At 73.0% G+C, this 24,568-nt stretch carries 17 protein-coding genes; 11 read left to right on the forward strand and 6 right to left on the reverse strand.

All coding sequences use genetic code 11. The features are described from left to right. Positions 1-104: 104 nt before the first annotated feature. Positions 105-2,042, reverse strand: a complete 1,938-nt coding sequence (locus V1633_RS03900; RefSeq protein WP_331212753.1) for a zinc metalloprotease — start codon at positions 2,040-2,042, stop codon at positions 105-107. Positions 2,043-2,419: 377 nt separating this feature from the next. Then, positions 2,420-3,307 (reverse strand): oxidoreductase, encoded by an 888-nt coding sequence (locus V1633_RS03905; RefSeq protein ID WP_331212754.1) that lies wholly within the window; start codon positions 3,305-3,307, stop codon positions 2,420-2,422. Positions 3,308-3,709: 402 nt separating this feature from the next. Between V1633_RS03905 and V1633_RS03910 the strand changes: the two genes are divergently transcribed. The 10 genes from V1633_RS03910 (at position 3,710) to V1633_RS03955 (ending at position 18,650) form a co-directional block, all read left to right on the forward strand. Next, positions 3,710-5,755, forward strand: a complete 2,046-nt coding sequence (locus tag V1633_RS03910; RefSeq protein WP_331212755.1) for a hypothetical protein — start codon at positions 3,710-3,712, stop codon at positions 5,753-5,755. Next, positions 5,748-7,808, forward strand: coding sequence for a TOMM precursor leader peptide-binding protein (locus tag V1633_RS03915; protein ID WP_331212756.1), 2,061 nt, complete (start codon positions 5,748-5,750; stop codon positions 7,806-7,808). The genes V1633_RS03910 and V1633_RS03915 overlap by 8 nt, the downstream gene beginning before the upstream one ends. Positions 7,809-7,832: 24 nt before the next feature. Beyond that, entirely contained in the window at positions 7,833-9,668 is a 1,836-nt protein-coding gene (locus tag V1633_RS03920) for a SagB family peptide dehydrogenase (protein WP_331212757.1), read from the forward strand. Between the two features lie 97 nt (positions 9,669-9,765). Further along, on the forward strand, positions 9,766-9,987 hold the full coding sequence (locus V1633_RS03925) for a hypothetical protein (protein ID WP_331212758.1): 222 nt from the start codon (positions 9,766-9,768) through the stop codon (positions 9,985-9,987). 116 nt (positions 9,988-10,103) lie between these two features. Continuing rightward, the gene (locus V1633_RS03930; RefSeq protein ID WP_331212760.1) at positions 10,104-12,944 is read left to right on the forward strand and encodes a lantibiotic dehydratase; all 2,841 of its coding nucleotides are present in this window, start codon (positions 10,104-10,106) and stop codon (positions 12,942-12,944) included. Continuing rightward, positions 12,928-13,986: a lantibiotic dehydratase C-terminal domain-containing protein gene (locus V1633_RS03935; RefSeq protein ID WP_331212761.1), complete on the forward strand. Its 1,059-nt coding sequence runs from the start codon at positions 12,928-12,930 to the stop codon at positions 13,984-13,986. Before V1633_RS03930 ends, V1633_RS03935 begins: the two co-directional genes overlap by 17 nt. A gap of 1 nt (position 13,987) precedes the next feature. After that, on the forward strand, positions 13,988-15,073 hold the full coding sequence (locus V1633_RS03940) for a thiopeptide maturation pyridine synthase (RefSeq protein ID WP_331212762.1): 1,086 nt from the start codon (positions 13,988-13,990) through the stop codon (positions 15,071-15,073). A 243-nt stretch (positions 15,074-15,316) separates the two neighbouring features. Beyond that, a complete protein-coding gene (locus V1633_RS03945; protein ID WP_331212763.1) occupies positions 15,317-16,396 on the forward strand; it encodes a Bug family tripartite tricarboxylate transporter substrate binding protein in 1,080 nt (359 codons plus the stop codon). Next, positions 16,396-17,109, forward strand: a complete 714-nt coding sequence (locus V1633_RS03950) for a tripartite tricarboxylate transporter TctB family protein (protein WP_331212764.1) — start codon at positions 16,396-16,398, stop codon at positions 17,107-17,109. Before V1633_RS03945 ends, V1633_RS03950 begins: the two co-directional genes overlap by 1 nt. Continuing rightward, positions 17,106-18,650 carry a tripartite tricarboxylate transporter permease gene (locus tag V1633_RS03955; RefSeq protein WP_331212765.1) on the forward strand — a complete coding sequence of 515 codons (1,545 nt, stop codon included), beginning with the start codon at positions 17,106-17,108 and terminating at the stop codon, positions 18,648-18,650. The genes V1633_RS03950 and V1633_RS03955 overlap by 4 nt, the downstream gene beginning before the upstream one ends. Before the next feature lie 70 nt (positions 18,651-18,720). Here V1633_RS03955 and V1633_RS03960 read toward each other — a convergent pair whose 3' ends face one another. Both V1633_RS03960 and V1633_RS03965 read right to left on the reverse strand, forming a co-directional pair. Then, positions 18,721-19,389: a response regulator gene (locus V1633_RS03960; RefSeq protein ID WP_331212766.1), complete on the reverse strand. Its 669-nt coding sequence runs from the start codon at positions 19,387-19,389 to the stop codon at positions 18,721-18,723. Further along, a complete protein-coding gene (locus tag V1633_RS03965; RefSeq protein ID WP_331212767.1) occupies positions 19,386-21,011 on the reverse strand; it encodes a sensor histidine kinase in 1,626 nt (541 codons plus the stop codon). Before V1633_RS03965 ends, V1633_RS03960 begins: the two co-directional genes overlap by 4 nt. A gap of 283 nt (positions 21,012-21,294) precedes the next feature. Between V1633_RS03965 and V1633_RS03970 the strand changes: the two genes are divergently transcribed. Continuing rightward, positions 21,295-22,425: a Bug family tripartite tricarboxylate transporter substrate binding protein gene (locus V1633_RS03970; RefSeq protein WP_331212768.1), complete on the forward strand. Its 1,131-nt coding sequence runs from the start codon at positions 21,295-21,297 to the stop codon at positions 22,423-22,425. On the opposite strand, the gene V1633_RS03975 is transcribed toward V1633_RS03970, so the two are convergent. Together V1633_RS03975 and V1633_RS03980 are read right to left on the reverse strand one after the other, a co-directional pair. After that, positions 22,367-23,173 carry an ABC transporter permease gene (locus V1633_RS03975; RefSeq protein WP_331212769.1) on the reverse strand — a complete coding sequence of 269 codons (807 nt, stop codon included), beginning with the start codon at positions 23,171-23,173 and terminating at the stop codon, positions 22,367-22,369. The two genes, V1633_RS03970 and V1633_RS03975, sit on opposite strands and share 59 nt — an antisense overlap. After that, positions 23,170-24,123 carry an ATP-binding cassette domain-containing protein gene (locus V1633_RS03980; RefSeq protein ID WP_331212770.1) on the reverse strand — a complete coding sequence of 318 codons (954 nt, stop codon included), beginning with the start codon at positions 24,121-24,123 and terminating at the stop codon, positions 23,170-23,172. The genes V1633_RS03975 and V1633_RS03980 overlap by 4 nt, the downstream gene beginning before the upstream one ends. Between the last annotated feature and the right edge of the window lie 445 nt (positions 24,124-24,568).

Below are 24,568 nucleotides of genomic sequence, written 5' to 3' on the forward strand. Positions count from 1 at the left end.
GGACCAACGCCGCTCCCCCCCGGATGCCGTGGTCGGGCCGACCCTGGCGCGACGGAAACGGGTCCCCTCCCGGTCGGAAGGGGACCCGTTTCCGGGTGAACCTGTCAGGGCTGGCTGCGCGGGCTGTCCGGGTCGAGACTGTCGATGAACTCGTGCGGGTCGCCGAGTTCCACGCTGGTACGGGCCACCTGCGCGTTCCGCTTCAGCTCGGCCTCCGCCCGATCGGCCGGGACACCGGCCTCGCGGGCGCCCTCGACCACCTGGCGGTAGGCCTGGTCGGCGTAGCCGTACGCCGCCGGGTACTGGTGGTCGGCGAGCGCGGCACGGGCCCGGCCGAGCAGCCGGTCCGCCTCCTTCAGCTCGTCGTACGCCCGGTGTGCCCGGGGTGCGGCGAGGACGTCGGCGGCCAGCCCGTTGGCTGCCTCGTTGTAGGCGGCGGTCAGGAACCGGTCGCTGTTGTCGTGGTCGAACTGGCTGAAGTCCCAGTTCAGGTCGATGTAGCTCATCATCGAGTTGACCTCGTCACCGGCGTTGACGAAGTAGAACTCGTCCGCCGGGCCGTAGTCCACCCCGGTGGTGCTGTCGTAGCCGTCGTGCGGGTGGCTCATCCCGATGTGGTGACCGACCTCGTGGATCAGCGTGGTGGTGAGGCCGTACCCGGATTCCACGATCTCCGGCGAGACGAACGCGAAGACGTACGACTGGGTGCCGTCGACGTAGTTGTCGTCGGCGAAGCCGAGCGCCGGGACCGGGGTGCCCTCCGGCAGCGCGTAGCTGAAGATCGGCAGCTCGTAGTCGACCCGGCCCTGGTCGTCCTGGGTACGCGCCAGCTCCTTGCGGTTCTGCAGGTAGAAGTTGGCGAACCCGGGGTAGCCCTCCTCCGGGTAGCAGGACTCGTCCGCCTCGACGGCCAGGAAGTAGCAGCGTTCCGCGTCACCGGTGAACGGCAGGTCCTGGCTGTCGTAGTCGAGCTGGTTGCGCCACCGCAGTTCGCGCAGCTCGTCGAGGAGGAGTTTCGGGCTGACGTACGTCGCGGAGGCGTCGACTCCCGGCCAGCCCTCGTAGACGTTGCTGTCCAGGTTGATCGAGCGTGGCGGCTGCGCCGTCGGCAGCTCGGCCGGGTAGAGCGGGGAGGTGGTGAAGAGCAGGTTCAGGGCGACGTACCGGGTGATTTTGCTCAGGTCGCCGGCGAGCGCGCCCGGCTCCCGGTAGCCACCCTGCCGGTACTCCCAGGTCGCCGGCATCCGGTAGTCCTCGACGCCGTTGCCGTCGAGGTCCGGCTCGTCGACGTTCCAGTTCGAGGTCCAGGACTCCGGCCCGGCGGAGAGGTCGTGGAACCAGATCCGGCGGGTCGAACCGAGGCCGTTCTCCTCGTCCCTGGCGGTGGTGCCACCCCAGGCGATGATCTTGCGACTGTCCCGCTCGGTACCGAAGTTGTAGCCGGTGTCCGGGTCCGGCTCGTCGGTCTTGGTGTACACGTGGAACCGGAAGTCCGAGCGGCCGTACCAGTTGATGAAGAACACCGTGTTGCGGCGGGTGTCCACCCCGGCCGGCGGGTTCTTCGCCAGCCAGCGTTCCACGCTCGGTGCGTCGATCTCGTGGTTGTCCGTGACGTCGAGGACGTTGTTCTGCTGCTCGTTGTACGCCTGCTGGTAGTCGGTCAGCGGTGCCGGTCGGGCCAGCCGCTTCAGCTCACCGAAGAACCGGTCCTCGTAGCGGTGGTCGGCGTAGCTGACCCGGTAGTCGTACGTGTACTGCAGCCCGAGCTTCTCCTCGATGCCGTAGAAGAGCCGGTAGCGGACCGCCGGTTCGTATCCGGCCGGCAGACCGGACCGGAACGTCGACTGCGGCACCTGGGACGGCGAGTAGCCGACAAAAACCACGTTGACCGGGACCCGCTCGGTCAGCCGGGGCTGCCCGCCCGGGTTCAGATGCGTGTAGCGGGTCTTCCCGGTCGCCGTGGCCTGGCTCGCCGGTGCCAACGACAGCACGGTGAGCACCGCGGTGGCCGCCGCCGCCAGTATGGTGCGTCTCGTTCTCATTCCTCCCCTTCCCACCATGACCTGCGCGGGATCCGCGGCGTGCGCCGCACGGGTCCGCGCCGACCGAGCGTACGTCCCATGTGGATATGTGAACAGCTCGATGGGCAGGTGCGGGGCCGGACGACCTGGATCGATCATGGAAATTCACGCCCGTGCCTCCACCAGAAGCATGATCACCGGACCGCCGGAGTCGCTGGGACGCGGGGGATCGCCGGGCCCCGGTGTCTCCCGGACGCCGGACCGCCGGGATCGTCGGGAGGACCTGCCGCGACCACCACCGGCCGGGCCGCCCCGGGACGGCGGGACGGCCCGGCCGGTGGTGGGCCAGGTGGCGTGCGTCGGCTGGTCGGCGCGTTGTCGGCGCCGCGCGGTGCCGGTCAGCCGGTACGGGGGGCGAGCATCGCGGCGGCCGGCGTCTTCGCGAAGTCGATGCTGCTGTCGAAGTCGGTGCTCCGGCTGAGATCGGCCCAGGCGGTCGCCTCCTGGGCGCGCGCCCGGGACGCCTGTTCGGCGAGGTGGACCGCGTCCGAGCCGAGCAGCAGTCGCAGCGGCGGCGCCGCGACGTCGATCAGGTCGACCAGGATCCTCGCCGCCCGGGTCGGGTCACCGGCCTGCTTGCCGTCCATCTCGCGGCGGAAGTCGTGCAGCCGGCCCACGGTCTGCCGGTAGTCCTCACCGACCTCGGCCATCTGCATCGACGAGCCGCCCCAGTCGGTCCGGAACGCGCCCGGCTCGACGATGGTGACCCGGATCCCGAACGGCTTGACCTCGTTGGCCAGCACCTCGGAGAAGCCCTCGACGGCGAACTTCGCCGCCTGGTACGCGGCCAGCCCGGGCGTGCCGCCGACCCGACCGCCGACCGAGGAGAACTGCAGGAAGTAGCCCGAGCGTTGGGTACGCAGGATCGGCAGTGCCGCCTTCGTCACGTTGACGACCCCGTAGAAGTTCGTCTCGACCTGGGCCCGGAAGTCGTTGTCCGGGGTCATCTCGATCGGCGCGCTGTTGGCGTACCCGGCGTTGTTGGCCACCACGTCGAGCCGGCCGAAGGTCTGCACGGCCGCCGTGACCGCCGCCCGGGCGGCGGCCGGGTCGGTCACGTCGAGCGGGTACGGGTGGATCTGGTCGCCGTACTGGTCGACGAGGTCGGCGAGCTGTTCGGGCTGGCGGGCGGTGGCGAGCAGGGTGTCGCCCCGGATCAGGATCTCCCGGCACAGCTCCCGGCCCAGTCCCCGCGAGCTTCCGGTGACCAACCACGTCCTGGTCATGTTGTCTCCTCCTCGGGGCCGCCCTGACCGACTCTGCTGCATGTCGGACGGCGAACCCGGGGGAACGCTCCGGTTCACCCGAGCGGGCTACCCCGGCCCGGCGCGGCTGGGTCGGTACCGGCGCCGGCGGTCCGGCCCTGCCGCGCGATGGCGCGGCTGCACCGGTCGAACCGTCGAAATCCAAGCTGTTGAAGGCAAGATCCGAGCTACCAGGCATTCGTTACCATAAATCTTCCAAAGCTCTACCATTGCCTTTCTCTGGGTCGCACATCCTGCGGACGAAAGCGATTATTTTCGCCCGTCCGAGCGGGAATTCTGGGCATAACGCTAATCTCGATAATCGATGGACTTCGTTTATCTCTCGATATAGCATTGACAAACTTCAAGGTCACGGGGGCGACTGTGAGACCACGCCTGCGCACCGACGTGCGGTTCGTAGAGTTTCCGGACGGTGTCTACCTGCACAGCGACCACGGGGCCTGCACCCTGGCCGGTCGGCAGGCGTACGCCTGGTTGTCACGACTCGCGCCGGCCCTGACCGGCGAGTACACGCTGGACGAGTTGACCGCCGGCCTCTCCGCCGAGAAACGGACCGTGGTGGAGCGACTCGTGGCGAGCCTCGCCGAACAGCGTTACGTGGTGGACGCCCGAGCCGACGAGCCGCACGGACTCGACGCCGCCGAGCAGGAGACGTACGCCGACGAGATCGCCTTCATCCGGTACGCGACGGACTCGGCGGAACGGCGGTTCGAACGGCTGCGGGCCGCCCGGGTCGCGGTGCTCGGGCAGGGACCGCTGGCCGAGGCGCTGGTCGTCGCCGGCCTGCGCTGCGGGCTCCGCGACATCACCCTGTACACCGACGACGACCGGGCCGGTACCGCCACCGCCAGCCGGTTGGCCGCCGCCCGACGGGACCCCCGGCAGTCGGTACGGGTGGCACGTCCGCCCGAGCCGGTCGGGCCGCCCCGGGACGCGACCCTGGTCGTCCAGGTCTCCGCCGACCGGAGCGAACTGGTCGCGCTCTGCCAGTCCGGAGCGGACACCGGGATCCCGCTGGCGCAGGTCTGGGTCCGTCCGGACGAGGCCTGGCTCTCCCCGGTCGGCCCGATTCACGAGACCGGGGCCGAGTCGGCCTGGCACCGGCTCGCAGGTCGACCCGCCACCCCCGGCGACCACGGTGAGCCCCACCCCGACCCGACCGCCGGTGAGGCCGGCGACGGCGTCGACTGGTGGACCGGGCCGGTGCCGACCGTGGTCGCCACCCAGCTCACCATGGGCTGCTTCGCCCACCTGACCGGCCTGGACGCGATACCGCCCCGGCCGGCGGCGGCGCACATGGTGACCCGGATCGACCTGCACGGCCTGGACACCTCGGCACACCGGGTCCGTCGCCACCCCCTGGCCGTCACCCCGCCACCGGTCCCGCCCGACACTCCGCCCTCCCTGGCCGGATGGACCGCGCTGCCCGGGGTGCCCGCCGAGACGGTGTGGGAGCGGGTCGGCCCGGCGGTCGACCCCCGTACCGGACTGCTCGGCAGCATCGACGAGGAGGGGCTCGGGCAACTCCCACTCTGGGTCTGCCGGGCCAGCCTCGCCGACCCGCTCGGCACGTCGGCCGGACGGGTACCGCGCCCGGAGGCGTACGGCTGGGGGCCGGACCGGGTCACCGCGCGGCTGCGGACCCTGCTCGCCGCCCTGGCCGGCTACGCCTGTCTCGCCGTACCCACGGGTTCCCGACCCGAGGGCTGGGATCTGACGACCGGTGAACCGTACCGGGCTCCGGGCTGGGAACCGCCGGCCACGCCGTACCGCCTGCCGATCGGCGCCGCCGCCGCCCTCGACGGGAACTCGGCGGTGCTGGCCGGGCTCCGGGCGCAGTGCGCGGCGATCGCCGCCCGACAGTACGGCGAGGCGGTCGCGGGCGGGACGTACCCGGCGGTCGACCCGATCGCCTTCGCGGACGCCGGACTGGACCGGTTGCTGCGGCAGTTGTCGCTGGCGGAGCAGAAGATCCGGGTCCGGGACCTGACCGGCCTGCTCAACGTGCCGATCTTCGCGGTCGAGAGCGACGACGCGCCGCCGATCGTCTGCTGCGACCCGGACCCGGCGACGGCGTTGCGGGACGGCCTGGAGCGGGCGCTGCTGGGTTGGCAGACCCGGACCGGCGGGGCCCCGGTGCGTCCCGAGACCGCCCCGACCTGGCCTCCGACGACCACCGCCCCGACGATCGAGACAACCTCGGCCCCGACGGCCACGGCCCCGGCGATCCCGACAGCCTCGGCCCTGACGACCACCGCCGTGACGACCGCCGCTTCGGACGGGGTGTCGCGGCTCGTCGACGCCCTGCGGGCGGCCGGACACGTGCCGGTGGCGGTACCGCTGCACCACGATCCGGAGGCGGTCCGGATCCTGCCGTTCCTGGTCCGGGTGGTGTTGCGGAATGCCTGACCCGGGCCGGGGCCGGATCGTGCTGGTCGGGCACGGTCGGCTCGCGTACGCCGTCGGCGAGGCGCTGGCGGCGACCGGCACCGTACGCGTCCGAACCCCGGACGAGCTGACCGGTCAGGCCGGTACCGGCTGGGGCGGTCTGGTGTCGGTCACCGACCACGACGACGAGGCGGTCCGGCCCCTACTGCGCGCACAGGCGGCGCTGCGCCGGCTGCCCTGGCTGCCGGTCCGGGTGGAGAGCGGCGGGGTGCTGCTCGGCCCCGCCGTGCGACCGGGCGTCGCCGGCTGTCCGACCTGCGCGGCCCGCCGGCGCGCCGACAACCGGCCCGACACGCCGGGGCGGCGCGCGCTGCGCGACCGGTACGGCGGGGAGCTGAACGGCCGACCCAACACGCTGCTCACCGCCACCCTCGCGGCGGCGGTCGGTGCGCTGGTCGGCGCCGAGACGGCCGCGCTCCACCGGGACCCGGCGCAGGCCCGGACGGTGGGCGCGCTGCTGCGGATGACGGTGTCGACCGGTGCCGTACGCCGGCACCCGGTCCTGGCCGACCCCTGGTGCCCGGACTGCGGTCGGCTGCCACCGGACGGGCCCGCCGCCGGCCGGCTACGGCTCGATCCGGCACCGAAACCAAACCCCGGGGTGTACCGGGTGACGAGCCTGGCCGGTCGGATGGAGTCGCTGACCCGGCGGTACGTCGACACCGAGACCGGGGTGGTGGAGTCCGTGGCGGCCGGTGCCCGGGGCGACGGCATCGTCGCGGTGGCCCGGCTGCGGCCCGGCACCGGGCACACCAACCAGCACGGGTACGGCCGGACCGGCGACTTCCGGTCGGCCCGGGTCACCGCGCTCGCCGAGGCTCTCGAACGGCTGGCCGGGATCGCGCCCCGGGGCCGGCGCACCACCGTCCGGGCGGCGTACGCCGACGTCGCGGACCAGGCTCTCGACCCGCGTACCCTCGGCCTGCACGAGGACGACCGGTACGACGAGCCCGGATTCGGCTTCGTCCGGTTCGACCCGGAGCGGGTGACCGCCTGGGTCTGGGGCTACTCGTTCGGCCGGGACCAGCCGATCCTGGTGCCGGAAAGCTATGCCTACTACGGCCCCCGGCCCCGGCACGATCCCGGCTTCGTCTTCGAGTGCTCCAACGGCTCCGCGCTGGGCGGCTGTCTGACCGAGGCGATCCTGTACGGCCTGCTCGAGGTGGCCGAGCGGGACGCCTTCCTCACCGCCTGGTACGCCCGACTACCACTGTCCGAAGTGGACCTGGACTCGGCCCGGGACCGACGGATCCCACTGCTCGCCGAACGACTGGCCCACCGCACCGGCTACCGGGCGATGGCCTTCGACGCCACCCTGGAGCAGGGCGTACCGGCGTTCTGGGTGATGGCGGTCGACCACGGCTGGCTGGACGGGCCCGGTCGTCGGCGGGCGGAGACCGGGGCGGACGGTACCGGAACCGACCTGCCGCCCGGCTCCGTACGGCCGGCGCTGATGTGTGCGGCGGCGGCCCACCCGGAGCCGGAGCGGGCGCTGCTCTCGGCCCTGACCGAACTCGGGCCGGGACTGGACGGCCTGCGCGACAGGTACCGGCCGGAGCTGGCCGCCCGGCTCGTCGCCGACAGCGAGCGGGTCCGGGAGATGGACGACCACGCGCTGCTGTACGGCCACCCGGACGCCGCCGACCGGCTGCGGTTCCTCCCCGTCGACGAGCCCGGCCGGGCGATCGGCGAGCTGGCCGGACGGTGGTCGTGGCCGGACCGGGACCAGCCACCCCGCACCGACCTCCGCGTCGACCTGGCCGATCTGGTCACGCGTTACCTCACCGCCGACCTCGACGTGATCGTCGTGGACACCACCGGGCCGGAGCACCGGGTCGGCGGGTTCGCGGCGGTGAAGGTGATCGTGCCGGGCACCGCCGCGATGACCTTCGGACACCGCCACCGCCGTACCCGGGGCCTCTCCCGACTGCTCAGCGCGGCCCGCCGGCTCGGGCACCGGGCGGCGGACCTGACACCGGAACAGCTCAACCCGTACCCACACCCGTTTCCGTGACGACCGGCCGAGAGGGGCGTACGCATGACCCAGCCGACCACGTCGGAGCAGTGCGGACCCGTGACACCCGAGCGGGCCGAGCCGGTCCTGCGGTATCTGGCCGCGCTCGCCGAGCGTGGCCCACGGCCGGCCGAGGAGGTCGGCGCCGCCGCCCGCTACAAGCGTTACCTGACCACCGACCGGTACGTCCTGCCCTGGACCGCCGACCGCGCCGCCCCGTCGTCCGGCAGGCCACCGTCGCCGGTTCCGGCGGACGATCCGGCGGTGCTCGGCGCCCTGCTGCTGGACCTGCTCGGCATCGTACGGCTGATCTGGAGTCTGCCGATCGAGGCGACCGGCCGGGTCAGCCCGGGACCGCCCCGCCTGCTGCTGGGCCGCCCCGCGCCCTCGGGTGGCGCGCTGCACCCGATCGAGGCGTACGTCGCGGTCGGCGGCCGCCGGACCGTCGGTGGCGGTGCCGTGCCGGTCGGGCTGCACCACTACGACCCGGTGCACCACGTACTGGAACGCGTCCGGCCGGGCGACCACCGGGAGGCACTCACCGGGCTGCTCGGCGTGCCGGCCGGCACGCCGCCGGTGTTCCTCGTCCTCACCTCGGTCTTCAGCCGGACCATCGGGCGGTACGGCGAGTTCGGCTACCGACTGCAGTGCCAGGAGACCGGTGTGCTGCTCGCCCAGGCACTGGCGGTGGCGCAGCGGCGCGAACTTGCCGCGACCGCGCATCTCTGCTTCGCCGGCAGCGAGGCGGACCGGCTGCTGGGCCTCGACGGGACGCGGGAGGGCGTGATGCTGATACTCGGCCTCGGCGCCGCGACCCACGGGGCGGACGCCACGGCTCACAGGTCCGGCGTCGCGACGGGTGGCGCGGACGCCACGGCTCACGGGCCCGGCGCCGCGACGGGTGGGACCGGCGTCGTGGGGCGTGCCGACCGGCGGCGGCCGATGACCGGCAGCCGGGAGGTGACCGGCGGGTTGATCAGGTGCGACCCGTCCCCGCCGGCCTCGGCGGCCGCACCGATGCCGGGCACGTTCCGGGCGGCGGCGCTGCACGCGGCCGGCCGCGACCGGGCGGTGCCGGTGGACGCGGCGGGCGTCGGTCTGACCGGCCCGCCGCCGTGGTCGGGGTCGGCGGGGCCAGGCTCTTCGGGCACGGCCGCGGCGGTGCCCGGCTCGCCGGGCGTGGCCGCCGGGGGCGGTACGGCGTACCGGCTGCCGGAGGTGACGCCGGTCCGGCTCGATGCCGGGGTGCCGCACCGCGCCTCGCCGTTCGCCGGCTACCCGCCGACGTCGATCAGCGTCCGGCAGCTCGCGATACTGCTCGCCACCGCGTCCGCCGGTTATCCGGGCGACCTGCCCGGGGCGGCGACGAGCCCCGGAACCCTCGCACTCTGCCTGCTGGTACTGCGGGTCGACGGCGTACCCCGGGGGACGTACCGGTACGACCGACCGGCACACCGGTTGCACCCGCTGGGCGGGGAGCCGGCCGCCGCCCGGATCGTCGGTGGCCCGCTGCTGCCGAACACCCGGCTGGCGCTGCGCGGCGCCGCCGCCGTACTGATTCCGGTCGGTGACCCGGTCCGACCGGCCCACCGGTACGGCCCCGGCTGGTACCGACTCCAACAGACCGAGGTCGGCCTGGTCACCCAACGCGCCACGCTGGCCGCGGCGGCGCTGGGACTGACCTCCCGGATCCATTCGGAGGGGACGAACGGCGGCACCGACGCCGCCCTGGGACTCGACACGACCGGCTGGCAGAGCCTCTGCTTCCTCGCTGTCGGCGCCCGCGCCCGGAAGCTGACGCGGCGGGTCCCCGACCTTCCGACGGCGATCGAGGCGGAGGAGGTGTCGCCCCTGCCCTGACCGGTACGGCCCAGCGGGCCGTCTCCCGTGCCCCCGGCCGGCCGCGCCGCACCCGGTGGGCGAACGTCCGTTACCACCGATCCGAAAGGTGACCCAGATGTCCCGTCCCGAACTCGATCTCGACCTCGACGGCCTCGAGGTCGACACGATCAGCATCCTCTCCGCCGACGCGCTGATGGCCGAGGGCCACGGCACGGTGGAGACCGGCGCCTCGTGCGGCACCTCGTGCACGAGCTGCGCCTACTGCTCCTGCTACACGACCGGCAACAGCTGCTTCGCCCCCGAGTCGCCCGACGAGGACGGCCGCGGCGTCGCCTAGCGACACCCGTACGAACCGGGGCGTCCGGAAACACCGGACGCCCCGGCCACCCGGGGCCGCGCGGTGTCGTCCGCGCCGTGGCGGCCGACCGACGGCCCGGCAAGGAGCGTAGCCACATGTCGTACCGCGTCTCACCGGCGTACGGGGTCCGGGTCACCGGGCTGCCCGCCGACGTCCTGGCCGATCTGCGGTTCGTCGACACCTGGGAACTGGTCGACCGGATCGGCACGATGTCCCGTCGGCTGTCGGGGGAGGGGGCCGAACTCGCCGACGAACTCTACGAGGTGATCGGGGCGGGCCTGGAGCCGGAACTGAAACCCCTGCTGGTGGCGTTGCGACGAGCCCTGTTCACCGGACGCCGACCGGGGGCCCGGGCCGGCTCCGCCGAGGTCCTGCGGGCACTGCCCACCGGTCTCGCCGACCGGGTCGCCGCCTGGCGCTCCGGCCAGGACGAGCTCATCCGGCTCCGCGCCGCCCTGCCCGGGGTGCTGACCGCCGAGACGGCGGTCCGGACCGCGGCGCTCCGCACGGCGGTACGCGCCGACACCTTCCGGCGTGGACTCGCCCAGGGCAGTCGGGTGCTGTCAGCCCGACTGGAGGCCTGGCTGGCCGCGCCGGAGGGCGGGGAGCCGTCCCGTCAGGTGCTGCTGCGGCTGGCGAAGTACCTGGCGCGCGCGGCGGTCAAGCCGAGCCCGTACGCCACGTTTGCACACAGTGGATTCGGTCGGTGGACGGCAGCCGGTCCCGCCGTGGAGCCGGGCGGACGGCTCGACTTCCGGGTGCTGATCGAGCTGGACCGGCGGGTCGTCGAGTACCTCTGGATCGTGCTGTCCCGCCGACCGGACATCCGGGCCCGAGCGGTCGTACGGGTCAATCCGAGCGCCTCGGACGACGGTACCCGGATCTGGTTCTGCGGCGCCGGCCTGGACGAGCCGCTGGCGAGCCTGTCCGCGACCGACCCGCTGCGCCGGCTGCTCCACGCGGTCCGGTCCGAACCGGGACTGACCCTGGGCGCCCTGCTGACCCGGTTGCCGCCCGGGCGGGACGCCGCCGTCGAGGGACTGGTCCGGGCGGGACTGCTCGAACTGCCGCCGCCCTTCGACGACCAGGCCACGGATCCGCTCGGCGACCTGGCCGACTGGCTGACCGGAATCGGTGACCCGGGCACCGCCGACGGGCGCGGGAACCTCACGACGCTGCTACGTCGGCTGCGGGACGCGGTACGCGCCGGGCAGCCGACCGACGACCGTCGGACCAGTGACGACCGTCGGAGCAGTGGCGAACGCGACGCCGACGACCGGGCGAACGACGGCGACGCCGGCGACCAGCCGACCAGCGGCGACGGCGGTGGTGGCGACCACGCCGACCGGTTGGCCGAGATCCGCCGGCTGGTCACCGACACCTTCGTCGCGGTGGACGGCGTGGACCCGGAGCTGCCCGAACTGAACCTGTGTGTGGACAGCGCCCTGCTGACCCGTACCCCGGTCCGGGCCGGGCTGGCCCGGTGGCGGCCGGCGCTGGACGACCTCGACCTGGTCCGACGCTTCCTGGCCATCTTCGACTTGGACCTGCCGGTCAAGCTGGCCGCCACGACGTACTTCCTCGACCGGTACGGCGTGCACGCCGACGTGCCGGTGCTGGAGTTCTACCGGGGGGTGTACACGGATCCGGTGGTCGACGACAACCGGGACGTGCTGCTCGCCCTGCTCCGGGACCGGCTTGCCCCGCATCTCGGCACGCTGAGCCGGAGTCCGCTGGCCCGGCTGCGTGATCTCGCGGCGCACCGGGCGCACGCCTGGGAGGCGATCACCGGCCCGCCGGACGGGGCGAACGGCGTCAGCCGGGCCGACCCGGACCTGGTCGCGAAGCTGGTCGACGGCTGGCCGCCGTCGGTCGTCGCTCCCGGCTCCATCTGCTGCTACCTCCAGCCGGTACCGGACTCGGACGGGCTCGGTCTGGTGGTCAACACCGCCACCGCCGGGTACGGCCGTGGCCTGACCCGACTGTGGCGGCTGATGGACCAGGTCGGCGGTGAGGTGCCGTCGGTCGACGACCTGCGCGCCCCGGCGCCCGGGGCGGCGCTGCTCGCGGAGTGTCGGTCCGCCCTGCACAGCAGCGTCAACCTCAGGCCGGCGACCGCCGACGTGGCGATCGAGTACCCGTTCACCGGTGGTGCCGGCGAGCTGCCGGTGCGCGGACTCGCCGAACTGCGGGTCCGGTACGACCACCGGCGCGACCGTCTGGTGCTGACCGATCTGACCGGGCGGACGGTGCTTCCGGTGCACCTCGGGCTGCTCGCCGAGTACTACCTGCCGTCCGCGCTGCGTTTCCTGGTCCGGCTCTTCGGCGAGCCGGGTACCGCGATGGCGCCCGGCTGGGTCTTCCGGGGCAGTCGGGTACCGGCCACGCTCCAGCGGCACCCCCGGATGAACATCGGCCGGGTCACCCTGGCCCGGGCCTGCTGGCGACTGCGGGCCGGGGACTTCCCGACTCCGGACAGGGGCGGGACCGACCCAAAGTACCTGCCCCGGCTGGCCGACTGGCTGGCCGCGCACGGCGTGCCGCGGCGGTTCTTCGCCCGGGTGGTGAATCCTCGGCGGGAACCGCTGGTCGACGGCCTGTTGGGCAAGGCGCGCAAGCCGTTCTACGTGGACGTGACGAACATCTTCCTGCTGACCGGCTTCACCCGGACGATCGCCACCGACCCGGACGCGCTGCTGGTCCTGGAGGAGGTGCTGCCGGACCCGGCGGATGCGCCGACGTACGGCGGCCACGGCCCCCGGGTCACCGAGTACGTGCTGCAGGTGTCCGCCGAGCCCGACGACGGACCGGCCGCCGGAGACGGACCGGCCGTCGACAACGGGTCGGCCGTCGACAACGGGTTGAGCACCGGAGGCGGGTCGGGAGTCGGAGGCCGGAGTCTCAGGTCCGGAGGTGACGATGTCCGCCGCCGCTGACCGGGGTTGGTTGAGCGCCCACCTGTTCCACCAGGGCGACCTCGACGTACTCGTCGCCGACGTGGTCGCCCCGGTGGTCACCGAGGCGACCAGGGCGGGACTGGCCGACGGTCACTTCTTCCTCCGGTACTGGGAGGGCGGGCTGCACGTCCGGCTGCGGCTGCGCCCGAACCGGGCCGAGCACGTTGAGCCGCTGCGGACGTTGATCCGGGACCGGGCCGAGAAGTACTTCGCCGGCCACCCGTCCGTGCCCCGGTTCACCGCCGAGGAGTACCGGCGGTTCGCCGCGACACTCGCCCGGGGCGAGCGGCTGGACCGGTACGAGGCCGAACCACGCCCCAACGACAGTGTGCAGTTCGTGGCCTACCGGCCGGAGTACCACGCGTACGGCGACGGCGCGGCGATGACCGCCGTCGAGCGGCATTTCACCGGATCGAGCGAGGTCGCGTTGCGGGTGCTGGCGACCGGGGCGGCACCGCCCCGACGGGCGGCCGTGGCCCTGGCGGCCACTCTGGCGACGCTGGCCGTCTGCGAACCGGATCTGCCGTCGGCGGCGGCCCGGCTCGCGGCCGCGCTGGCCGGGACCACCACGTCCGGCGGGCTCACCGGCTCCGTCGCGCTGGGCGGGACCACCACGTCCGGCGGGCTCACCGGCTCCGTCGCGCTGGACCCGTTGCGTGCGGCGAGTGAGGTGATCTTCCAACGGGACCGGGCCGGTCTGCGTCGGCAGGCCCGGGCCTGCTGGACCGGTACGGCGGGTTCGGGGTCCGGGATACTCGCCGAGTGGTCCCGTTCGATCCGGGAGCTGCACGACACGCTGACCGCGCTGTGGGCCACCGGCCGACACGTACCGCCGGATCCGGGCTCACCGATGGGACCGCTCGCGGCCGTCGCGTCGCCCGACCGGCGCACCGTCGCGCTGGTCCTGCTCCGCTGCGCCCATCTGCTGAACAACCGGCTGGGGCTGGGACTGGAGGCCGAGGCCCAGATCGGTCTGGTCGCGGCACGTACCCTGGCCTCGCTGTCCGAAGTGGAGAGATGAGATGCGTCGCTGGCACAGCCTGCACATCGCCTACCACGATCCGGACCGGGACGGTCTGCTCCTCGACGCGGTCCGGCCGGCGCTGGCCGGGCTCGGCGCGGACGGCACCGACGCGTACGTCCTGCGGCACTGGCGGCGCGGCCCGCACCTGCGGCTGAACCTCCGCACGGACGAGGTGACCTGGCGGAAACGGATCCGCCCGGCCCTGGTGGAGGCCATCGGCGGCTACCTGCGGGACCACCCGTCCACCACCGTCGTCGACCAGACGGCGGCACTGGAGCGGCACCGGGTGCTCGCCCTGCAGGAGTACGAGCGGGGGCCGCTCACCCCCTGGTACCCGGACAACTCGATCGTGGACGCCGAGTACGACTCACGCCGACACGTGCTCGGCAGCGACGCGGCGGTCGAGGTGCTGACCGACTTCTACCGGGACGGCAACCCGCTGCTGTTCGAGATGCTCGACCACGTACGTTCCGGTGGTGACCGGCGCGACGGAGTCGCGATGCACCTGATGCTGACCGCCGCGCACACCGCACCCGGCCCGCTGACCAGCGGCTTTGTCGCCTTCCGGTCACACGCCGAGGGATTCCTCGGAGTCTGTGCGCACACCGGTGCCGATCAGGTCCGGACCGCCTTCGACACGGCCTGGCGGGATCGGGCCGACGAGGTCGTCGAGCGGGTCCGTGGCGTGGTCCGGGCACTCGACGACCCGGCCGCGCCGGCGGTGCCGTTCGTCCGGGAGTGGGCCGACCTGCTGACCCGGTACCGGCCCCGGTTCGCGGAACTGGTCACCGACGGGACCCTGGCCGGCCCGCCACCGGCACCGCGCCGGTCGCCCGGCATCGCGCACAGCGAACTGCACCGACTGATGTTCGACCACGAGTCGTACCGGACGCGGGTGCTCACCCGCCCGGACTTCCTGCACTACCGGGCCGCCCTCAACCACACGTACCTGCACCTGACCCGGCTCGGGCTCGCGCCGATGGACCGGTTCCGGGCCGGGCACCTGCTGGCGAACGGGGTCGAGGCGGTGTACGACGTCTCCGCGCTCGCCCTCGTCCGGAACCTGGTCGCCGAAGTGCCCTGACCGGAACCTGGTCGCCGAACTGCCCTGACCGGAACCAGGGGAGGTTTTCCGACGGCGAGCCTCTGCGCTCTGGCCGGCCGGGCACGGTTCTGTCCCGTCCGGGTTCCGCCCGCGGCATGACCACAATGACCACAACGAACTCCGCGACCGTAACGGTGACCCCGGTCACCCTGACCGGAAGCATCTACGCAACCCGGCGGAAACGCCAGGGCAACAGGTGTGGCTGCTGTCGAGGAGTTGGCGATGAGAAAGCTTGTCAGCGTGGTCGGCCCGCTCCGGACCGGGGCGTCCCGGCACGACGGGCCCCGCCGGCCCGGCCGCCGGTTCCGGGCCGTCACGGTGGCCTCCGTGTCCCTGCTCGCCCTCACGGCCGCCGGCTGTGCGGGCGGCGACACCGGCGGCGGTGCCGCGACGAAGTACCCGACCCGGACCCTGCACCTGATGGCGCCCGCCGCACCCGGCGGCGGCTGGGACAGCACCGCCCGGGCGCTGCAGAAGGCGTTCACCGACGGTGGCCTGGTCGAGGAGTCGGTCGAGGTCAGCAACGTGACCGGTGCGGGCGGCACGCTCGGCCTCTCCCAGCTGGTCACCAAGAACAAGGGCGACGCCCACCAGCTCATGGTCACCGGACTGGTGATGATCGGCGGGGTGGTGACCAACAAGTCGCCGGTCAACCTCGGCAACACCACGCCGATCGCGACGCTCACCGCCGAGCAGGAGGCGATCGTCGTACCGGCCAACTCGAAGTACCGCACGTTGCAGGAGCTGATGGCCGACGCCAAGGCGAATCCGGCATCGGTGAACTGGGGTGGCGGCTCGGCCGGCGGCACCGACCAGATCCTGGTCGGCCTGCTCGCCAAGGCGGCCGGCGCCGATCCGAAGGCCCAGAAGTACGTCGCCTACTCCGGCGGCGGCGAGTCCAAGGCCGCGCTGCTCTCCGGGGACCTCAGCGCGGCGGTCTCCGGAGCGAGCGAGTACGCCGACCTGGTCGCCAGCGGCCAGGTCCGGGCGCTCGCGGTCTCCGGCACCACCGGTCTCGACCTCGGCACCGGCACGCCGACCCCGACCATCAAGGAGTCCGGGTACGACGTCGAGCTGATGAACTGGCGCGGTCTGGTCGCCCCGCCCGGCATCAAGGACGCCGAACGGAAGGCCATCGTGGAACTGGTCGACCGGCTGCACGCCTCGACGCAGTGGCAGCAGACCCTGACCGCGCAGAAGTGGGACGACTTCTACCGCAGCGGTGACGAGGCGAAGGCGTACTTCGACCAGGAGACGACCCGGATCACCGGGATCCTGTCCGAGATCGGGCTGGCCGGTTGATGACGGTTGCGAACGACGTTCCGGGGCGGGTGGACCAGGCGTCCACCCGCTCCCGGGCGCCCCGGGGATCCCGGGTGCTCGGCGCCGTCCTGCTGCTGGTCGGGGTGTTCCTGCTCTGGACCGCGTACGACTCGGCCGACGGGGACCTCGGCGTCCGGGGGCCCTGGCTGGCTCCGGGGGTGGTGACCGGCGCCTGGGTCGTCCTGGCCGCGTGGTACCTCGTCGGGGCGTTCCTGCCGACCGGCGCGTCCGTCCCACCGTCCGCACCGACCGGGGCGGTCCCGACGGATCGGGCCGACGGCGGCGACAGCGCCGCAGCCGCCACTTCGGCCGCTCCGACCGCTTCGGCGGCCCTGGCCGCTTCGCCGGCCTCGACCACTTCGACCACCTCGCCGGCCTCGGCTGCCTCGACTGCCTCGGCTGGTGAGGCCGGGCCGGCTCCGGTGGCGGATGACGGCGACGAACCGGTGGTCCAGATCCGGTGGCTCACCCCGGCGCTGCTCGCCGCCTCGCTTATCGGCTACGTCATGCTGCTCGAACCGGCCGGCTTTGTGCTCGCCTCGGCGGTCTTCTTCATCGCCGCCGCCAGAGTCCTGGGCAGCCGTCGCTGGGTACGGGACGTGGTGGTGGCGGTGCCGCTGGCGGTTGTCGTCTACCTCGGCTTCACCCGAGGGCTCGCCATCGCGCTGCCACCCGGGGTGCTGCCGCTGTGAACGTCTTCTCCGACCTGCTGGGCGGATTCGGCACCGTGCTGACTCCGACGTACCTGCTCTACGCCACGATCGGGGTCACCCTCGGCACCTTCGTCGGAGTGCTGCCCGGGATCGGCCCGGCGCTGACCATCGCGCTGCTGCTGCCCGTCACCTTCAGTCTCGACGACCCGATCGGCACGTTCATCATGTTCGCCGGCATCTACTACGGCGCCATGTACGGCGGCTCGACCACCTCGATTCTGCTGAACACCCCGGGCGAGTCCGCCTCGGTCGCCACCGCCATCGAGGGTCACCAGATGGCCCGCCGGGGCCGGGCCCGGGCCGCACTCGCCACCGCCGCGATCGGTTCCTTCGTCGCCGGCACCATCTCGACCCTGCTGCTCAGCCTCTTCGCCCGACCGGTCGCGGCGCTCGCCGTCGAGTTCCGCGCCGCCGACTACTTCGCCCTGGCCCTGCTGGCGATGGTCGCGGTGACCGCGCTGGTCGGCCGTTCCCTGGTACGGGGGCTGATCTCGCTCTGCCTGGGCCTGTTCCTCGGCCTGGTCGGGCTGGACGAACTCACCGGACAGGCCCGGTTCACCTTCGGCACCCTGGAACTGCTGGACGGCATCGACATCGTGGTGATCATCGTGGGGCTCTTCGCCATCGGCGAGACGCTCCACGTCGCCAGCCGGCTGAACTCCACCCCGGACCAGGTGGCCCCGCTGGAACCGGTCCGGGGCGGTTTCGCCTGGCTCAGCCGGCAGGACTGGGCGCGGTCCTGGCGGCCGTGGCTGCGCGGCACCGCCGTCGGTTTCCCGTTCGGGGCGCTGCCCTCCGGCGGCGCCGACATCCCGACCTTCCTGTCGTACACCTACGAGCGGCACCGGGCGAGGAACAGGGCCGAGTTCGGCAAGGGCGCCATCGAGGGGGTGGCCGGGCCGGAGGCGGCCAACAACGCCGCCTTCTCCGGCGTACTCGTTCCGCTGCTCACCCTCGGCATCCCCACCTCGGCGACCGCCGCGGTGATGCTGGCCGCGTTCCAGATCTTCAACCTGCAACCCGGTCCGCAACTGTTCGACAAGTCCCCGGAACTGGTCTGGGCGTTGATCGCCTCGCTCTACGTCGGCAACGTGTTGCTGCTGGCCCTGAACCTGCCGCTGATCCGGCTCTGGGTGAAGGTGCTGCAGATCCCGAGACCGGTGCTGTACGCCGGCATCCTGGTCTTCGCCACCCTCGGGGTGTACGCCGCCTCCGGCAGCGTGACCCAGGTGCTGATCGCGTACGGGATCGGGGTGCTCGGGTTCTTCCTGCGGCACTTCGAGTTCCCGATCGCACCGGTGGTCCTGGGCGCCATCCTCGGCCCGATGATGGAGCTGCAGTTCCGGCGCACCCTGGTGCTCTCCAACGGGGACCTGAGCGTCTTCGTCACCCGGCCGCTCACCGCCGTACTGCTCGGACTGGTGGTGCTGGCGGTGCTGGTGCCGTACCTGCCCCGGATCGTCGCCCGGCTGCGTGGTCGTCGCGCCCCGGCCCGGCTCGCGTTCGGCGAGGACGACTAGACCCCGGCTGCGATGTCAGGAAGGGCCCCCTATCCAACCGAAAGCGATAACAGGGGGCCCTTCCTTGCAGTCAGGCGGTCCAGCGGTAGCGGCGCTCCGGTCGGCCGGCGGAGCCGTAGCGCAGGCTGACCCGCGCCTTGCCCGCCTCCACGAAGTGTTCGAGGTAGCGGCGGGTGCTCACCCGGGACAGGCCGACCCGGTCCGCGCACTCGGTCGCCGACAGGTCGCCGTCGGCGGCCCGCAGCGCCGCGGCGACCAGGTCGGCGGTCGGCGGGGTGAGTCCCTTGGGCAGGTCTGCCGGGGCCGGGCGGAGGGCGGCGAAGAGCTGGTCGACGTCGTCCTGCGCCACCTCCCGGTCACCGGGCAGCCGTCGCTGCGCGGCGGCGTACCGCTCCAACCGGTCCCGTAGCGCGTCGAAGCCGAACGGCTTGATCAGGTAGTGCACGACGCCGCCGCGCAACGCGGTCCGGATCGTCTCGACGTCCCGGGCGGCGGTCACCGCGAGTACGTCCGCGGTCGCGTCGCCGGACCGCAGCCGGCGCAGCACCTCCAGACCGGACAGGTCCGGCAGGTAGATGTCGAGCAGCACCAGGTCGGGGCGGAGCCGGTGTACGGCGTCGAGTGCCTCCGCCCCGCTGTGTGCCACCCCGACCACGGTGAAGCCGGGCACCCGTTCGACGAACCGGTGCTGCACTCTCGCCACCATGAAGTCGTCGTCGACGACCAGCACCCGGATCATGCCGACGTTTCCCGGACCACCGTGTCCGGGACCGACCCGGTGTCGGACCCGGTGCGGCCAGCTCCGCCCGATCCGGCTCCGGCCAGCGGCAGGCGGGCCCGGAACGCGGACCCGTCGACCTCGACGCTGCCGCCCCGGTGCTGGCAGACGAGCCGGATCAGGGCCAACCCGAGACCGTGGTGGCCCTGATCCGGGTCCTTGGTGCTCCAGCCCTGCCGGAAGACCTCCTCGACCAGTTCGGGCGGCACCCCGGGGCCGGAGTCCCGTACCGTCACTACCACCTCCCCGTCGGACAGCCGCACGGTGACCGTCACCCGGCCGCCCGGGCCGGCCGCGTCCAGTGCGTTGTCCACCAGGTTGCCGAGCACGGTGACCAGGTCGCCGGCGAGTTCCTCGTCGACGGCGGGCAGGTCGGAGTCGGCGGAGATGGCCAGCCGTACGCCCTGTTCGGCGGCGAGGCTGGCCTTGGCGATCAGCAGTGCGGCCAGCGCGGGGTCCCGGACCAGCCGGGTGACGTCCCGGTTCAGTTCCTCGTGCACCTGACTGGTCCGGGTGATGTACCGGACCACCTCGTCGTACTCGCCGAGTTCCACGAGCCCGGCGATGGTGTGCAGCCGGTTGGAGAACTCGTGCGCCTGGGCCCGGAGGGTGTCGGTGGTGTGCCGGCTGACGTCGAGTTCCCGGCGCAGCACGGTCAGTTCGGTACGGTCCCGCAGCGTGGTCACCGAGCCGACCCGACGCCCCCGGACCAGCACCGGCCGGCGGTTGAGCACCAGTACCCGGTCGTCACTGAGCACGATCTGGTCGACCCCGTCGACCCGGCCGGTGAGCACGTCACGCAGCCGCGACTCCATCGGCTGACTGTGCAGCGACCGGCCCACCGGCAGGTCGGGGAGGCCGAGCAGGCGTACCGCCTCGTCGTTGACCAGGGTCACCCGGTCGGCGGTGTCGGTGCCGAGCACGCCCTCCTTGATGCCGTGCAGCATCGCCTCCCGGTGTTCGACCAGACCGGTGATCTCGCGTGGCTCCAGGCCCAGCGTCTGCCGTTTCACCCGGCGGGCCAGCAGCAGCGACCCGGCCACCCCGAGCACCCCGCCGAGCAGCAGGTACGTCAGCAGGTTGGTCAGTCCCGCCACGAGCTGCTCCGGCAGCGTCGGGTACGTCTCACCGACCACGATCAGCCCCAGGAACCGGCCGTCCCGCTCGTCGAGGACCGGCACGTGCGCGACCAGTGCCTCCGACCCGTCGTCGACGACGCCGACCCAGGAGCGGCCGGCCAGCGCGTCGCTTCCGCCGAGCACCATCGCGGAACCGGCGTCCGGCCCGGTCACCAGTCGACCGGTGTGGTCGGCGATCAGCACGTACGAGGCACCGGAGACGGCCCGGGCGCTCTCCGCGACCGCAGCCAGCGCGTCCCGACCGGTGGGGTCGCCGAGTCCCAGCCGTACGGTCCGGTTGATCGCCGCGTTCTCTCCCACCGAGCGCAGCCGGGAACCCTCGTTGCGTCGGAACGCCGCGTCGGACTCGGCGATCGACACCGCCGCCACCGCGCTCACCACCAGCAGCACGATCCCGAGTTGCAGCAGCAGGAACTGGCCGGCCAGGGACATCCGCTGCCGCATCGTTCCTCCTTCGTGCGCTTCGGGGTGGGAATCCGAAGCTTGCGCCAGGGCGGTCCCGACGTCAACGGGCGGAGCGCCTGGTCCGGGCGCCTGACGGGCCGCGTCAGGTCGTCGTCCGGGCGCCTGACGGGCCGGGCCCGGCAGGTCGTCGCGGGACACCGCGACGTGACCCGACGCGGGGACGGGGGCGGGGTGTGGCCGGGCGCGACAACCGGGCGGGCGGCCGGGCAGGATCGGCACGGTGGGGCGCAGCGGATGCCGGCCGAGACGGCGACCTGGCCGGATGGCGGTGGCGGGGTGCCTCGCCGTGCTGCTGGCCGGGCTGCCCGGCTGTGCCGGCCGGTCCGACGACGACCTCGCCGGGTTGCGGATCCTGGTGCCGAACGCGCCCGGCAGCGGCTATGACGTGACCGCGCGTACCGTCGCGAAGGCGCTGGTGGACGCGGGAGTCGTCCGTGGGGTGGAGGTCTTCAACCTGCCCGGTGGTGGTGGCGTGGTCGGGTTGCGCCGGCTCGGCTACGAACGGGGCGACAACCGGCTGCTGATGCTGATGGGGCTCGGGGTGGTGGGCGCCCAGCGGGCCGGTGGGGCGGCGTTCACCCTCCAGGACACCGTTCCGGTCGCCCGGCTGATCGAGGAGCCGGCGATCGTGGTGGTGACCCGGGACTCGCCGTACCGGGATCTCACCGACCTGATCCGGGCCTGGCGGGCCGACCCGGGCGCGGTGCCGGTCGGCGGCGGCTCCTCGGCCGGCGGCCCGGACCACCTGGCCCCGATGCTGGTCGCGGACGCCGTGGGCATCGCGCCGCACCGGGTCCGCTACCGCCAGTACGACGGCGGCGGTGACCTGCTCGCCGCGATCCTCGACCACGAGGTCGCCGTCGGTGTCTCCGGCCGCAGCGAGTACGCCGACCAGATCGCCTCCGGCCAGTTGCGGGTGCTCGCGGTGACCAGCGTGCACCGGGTTCCCGGGATCGCCGCGCCGACCCTGCGCGAGCGGGGGGTGGACGTGGTCTTCACCAACTGGCGGGGTGTCGTCGCGCCGCCCGGGCTGGCCGAGCGGGACGTCGCCGCACTGCGCGGGGCGGTCGGGCGGCTGCACGCCTCCGCGCAGTGGCGTTCCCTGCTCGACCGGTACGGCTGGACCGACGCCTACCTCGACGGACCGGCGTTCGGCGCCTTCCTCGACGCCGAGAACACCCGGCTCACCGGCGTACTCGACGAACTTGGTCTGAGCCCGCCCTCGGCGGCCCCGAGCCCGGGCCGCACCGGCGGACCGGACGTCGCGGCGACGCCTGCGACGGGCCCGCCCGAACCGGGCGGGCCCGCGCCCGTCAGTGGATCCGCGGTACGTCCTAGCGGTTCGGCAGCCGCTGGTACGCGACCCGCGCCCACAGGTAGCCGGCCAGGGTGAGGCCCACGCACCAGGCGACGGCGGCGTAACCGCTGTTGCCGATCGGAGAGCCGGTCAGGAGTCCCCGGAGGGTCTCGATGATCGGGGTGAAGGGCTGGTACTCGGCGAACCAGCGCAGCCCGGTCGGCAGCGACTCGGTGGGAACGAATCCACTGCCGAAGAAGGGCAGCAGGATCAGTGGCATCGGGAGGTTGCTCGCGGTCTCGACACTTCCGCTGACCATGCCGAGGGCCACCGTCAGCCAGGTGAGGGCGAGACCGATCAGGGTGAGCAGCCCGAGCGTGCCGAGCCACTCGACCGGGGTGGCGGTGGGCCGGAAACCGATCAGCATCCCGACGCCGAGGATCACCGCGACCCCGAGCAGTGCCTGGATGACGCTGCCGACGACGTGTCCGGTCAACACCGAGGCACGGGAGATCGCCATGGTGCGGAACCGGGCGATGATGCCCTCGGTCATGTCCATCGCGACCGTGATCGCCACCCCCTGGGCGGCGGTGGCCAGGGTGAGCACGATGATGCCGGGGAGGACGTACTCGACGTACGCGGCACGGCCGGCGGCACCGGTGGCCAGGACGGGCCCGTCGAGCCCGGCCCCGAGGGTGCCGCCGAAGACGTAGACGAAGAGCAGCAGGAAGACGAGCGGCATTCCGATCAGGATCGCGGTCATCGAGGGATAGCGCCGCATCCGTCGGAGGTTGCGCCGCAGCATCGTCATCGAGTCGCTCACGGCGTAGCTGAGGGCGGTCATCGTACGGCTTCCTTCTGCTGGTCGGGCTGGCCGGTGAGGGCCAGGAACACGTCGTCGAGGTCGGGGGTGTGCACGGAGAGTTCGTCGACCTCGACCGCCGCGTCGTCGAGGCGGGTGAGCAGGGTCCGCAGTGACCGGACACTGCCGTCGGTGGGGACCTGGAGGGTGAGCGTCTCGTCGTCCCGGGTGGCGCCGTCGAGGGCGTGGGCGGCCCGGTCGAGACGGTGCGGCTCGGCGAACCGGAGCTGGACGTGACCGCCGGGGACGAGTCGCTTGAGCTGGGCCGGGGTTCCCTCGGCGACCAGCCGGCCGTGGTCGAGCACGGCGATCCGGTCGGCGAGCTGGTCCGCCTCCTCCAGGTACTGGGTGGTGAGGAAGATGGTGACGCCCTCGACCACCAGATCCCGGATGATCTGCCACATGGTGCGCCGGCTGCGCGGGTCCAGCCCGGTGGTCGGCTCGTCGAGGAAGATGACGCGGGGGTCGCCGACCAGCGTCATCGCCAGGTCGAGTCGGCGCCGCATCCCGCCGGAGTACGTCGCCACCGGCTTCCGGGCCGCGTCGACCAGGTCGAACTGCCGCAGCAGCTCGGCGGTCCGGCGTCGCCCCTCGGTCCGGCCCAGGTGGCGCAGGTCTGTCATCAGCCGGAGGTTCTCCTCGCCGGTGAGCAGGTTGTCCACCGCGGAGAACTGGCCGGTCACGCCGATCGCCGCGCGTACCCCGTCGGGGTCGGTGGCGAGGTCGTGGCCGGCGATCCGGACCTGGCCGGCGTCCGCACCGATCAGGGTGGAGAGGATCTGCACGGTGGTGGTCTTGCCGGCGCCGTTCGGGCCGAGCAGCGAGAAGATGGTTCCCTCCGGAACCGTCAGGTCGATGCCGTCGAGGACGATCTTGTCGCCGAACGACCTGCGTAGTCCGGTCACCTCGATCGCCAATGGGGGAGTGGGCATCTTCGTCCTTTCATCATGGTTTGTCCCGTCGCAGGGCATGGCTCTCCCGCTGCCGGGGTTGGTGGTGTCGCCGCCGGGCACGGTTGTCCCGGGTGTGGGCAGGGTGGTCCGGCGGGTGGCCGGTGGAGGTGGGCCGGGCGACCGGTACGGCGGGGGAACGGCCGTACCGTCGAGCCGGGAGACGTCGCGGGCCGGGGCGGGGTCGGCCGGCGGGGCCACGGGGCGTGGCGTACGACGCGGGCCGGTGTGCGGTGCCGCTTCGGCGGGTCCGCTGTGGGGGAGACGGGTCGGAGATCAGACCGGTGGACTGGTGGCCCGGAGACCACCTGGCCGGGACGGGTCGGGAGCGTGCGGATCAGGAGCGTCGGTGACCCGCCGTCGGTGACTCAGGTGTCGTCGGCGGGTCGGCGGGACCGGTGGGGTCGGGTCTGTCGGGCGGCGGTGA

The sequence above is a fragment of the Plantactinospora sonchi genome (assembly GCF_036422035.1).
Classification (GTDB): Bacteria; Actinomycetota; Actinomycetes; order Mycobacteriales; family Micromonosporaceae; genus Plantactinospora; species Plantactinospora sonchi.

Excerpts from the sequence above, each read along its gene's own strand:
- V1633_RS03900 (WP_331212753.1), bottom strand. The coding sequence starts at position 2,042 with ATGAGAACGAGACGCACCATACTGGCGGCGGCGGCCACCGCGGTGCTC.
- V1633_RS03905 (WP_331212754.1), bottom strand. The coding sequence starts at position 3,307 with ATGACCAGGACGTGGTTGGTCACCGGAAGCTCGCGGGGACTGGGCCGG.
- V1633_RS03915 (WP_331212756.1), top strand. The coding sequence starts at position 5,748 with ATGCCTGACCCGGGCCGGGGCCGGATCGTGCTGGTCGGGCACGGTCGG.
- V1633_RS03920 (WP_331212757.1), top strand. The coding sequence starts at position 7,833 with ATGACCCAGCCGACCACGTCGGAGCAGTGCGGACCCGTGACACCCGAG.
- V1633_RS03925 (WP_331212758.1), top strand. The coding sequence starts at position 9,766 with ATGTCCCGTCCCGAACTCGATCTCGACCTCGACGGCCTCGAGGTCGAC.
- V1633_RS03930 (WP_331212760.1), top strand. The coding sequence starts at position 10,104 with ATGTCGTACCGCGTCTCACCGGCGTACGGGGTCCGGGTCACCGGGCTG.
- V1633_RS03935 (WP_331212761.1), top strand. The coding sequence starts at position 12,928 with ATGTCCGCCGCCGCTGACCGGGGTTGGTTGAGCGCCCACCTGTTCCAC.
- V1633_RS03940 (WP_331212762.1), top strand. The coding sequence starts at position 13,988 with ATGCGTCGCTGGCACAGCCTGCACATCGCCTACCACGATCCGGACCGG.
- V1633_RS03945 (WP_331212763.1), top strand. The coding sequence starts at position 15,317 with ATGAGAAAGCTTGTCAGCGTGGTCGGCCCGCTCCGGACCGGGGCGTCC.
- V1633_RS03950 (WP_331212764.1), top strand. The coding sequence starts at position 16,396 with ATGACGGTTGCGAACGACGTTCCGGGGCGGGTGGACCAGGCGTCCACC.
- V1633_RS03960 (WP_331212766.1), bottom strand. The coding sequence starts at position 19,389 with ATGATCCGGGTGCTGGTCGTCGACGACGACTTCATGGTGGCGAGAGTG.
- V1633_RS03965 (WP_331212767.1), bottom strand. The coding sequence starts at position 21,011 with ATGCGGCAGCGGATGTCCCTGGCCGGCCAGTTCCTGCTGCTGCAACTC.
- V1633_RS03970 (WP_331212768.1), top strand. The coding sequence starts at position 21,295 with ATGGCGGTGGCGGGGTGCCTCGCCGTGCTGCTGGCCGGGCTGCCCGGC.
- V1633_RS03975 (WP_331212769.1), bottom strand. The coding sequence starts at position 23,173 with ATGACCGCCCTCAGCTACGCCGTGAGCGACTCGATGACGATGCTGCGG.
- V1633_RS03980 (WP_331212770.1), bottom strand. The coding sequence starts at position 24,123 with ATGCCCACTCCCCCATTGGCGATCGAGGTGACCGGACTACGCAGGTCG.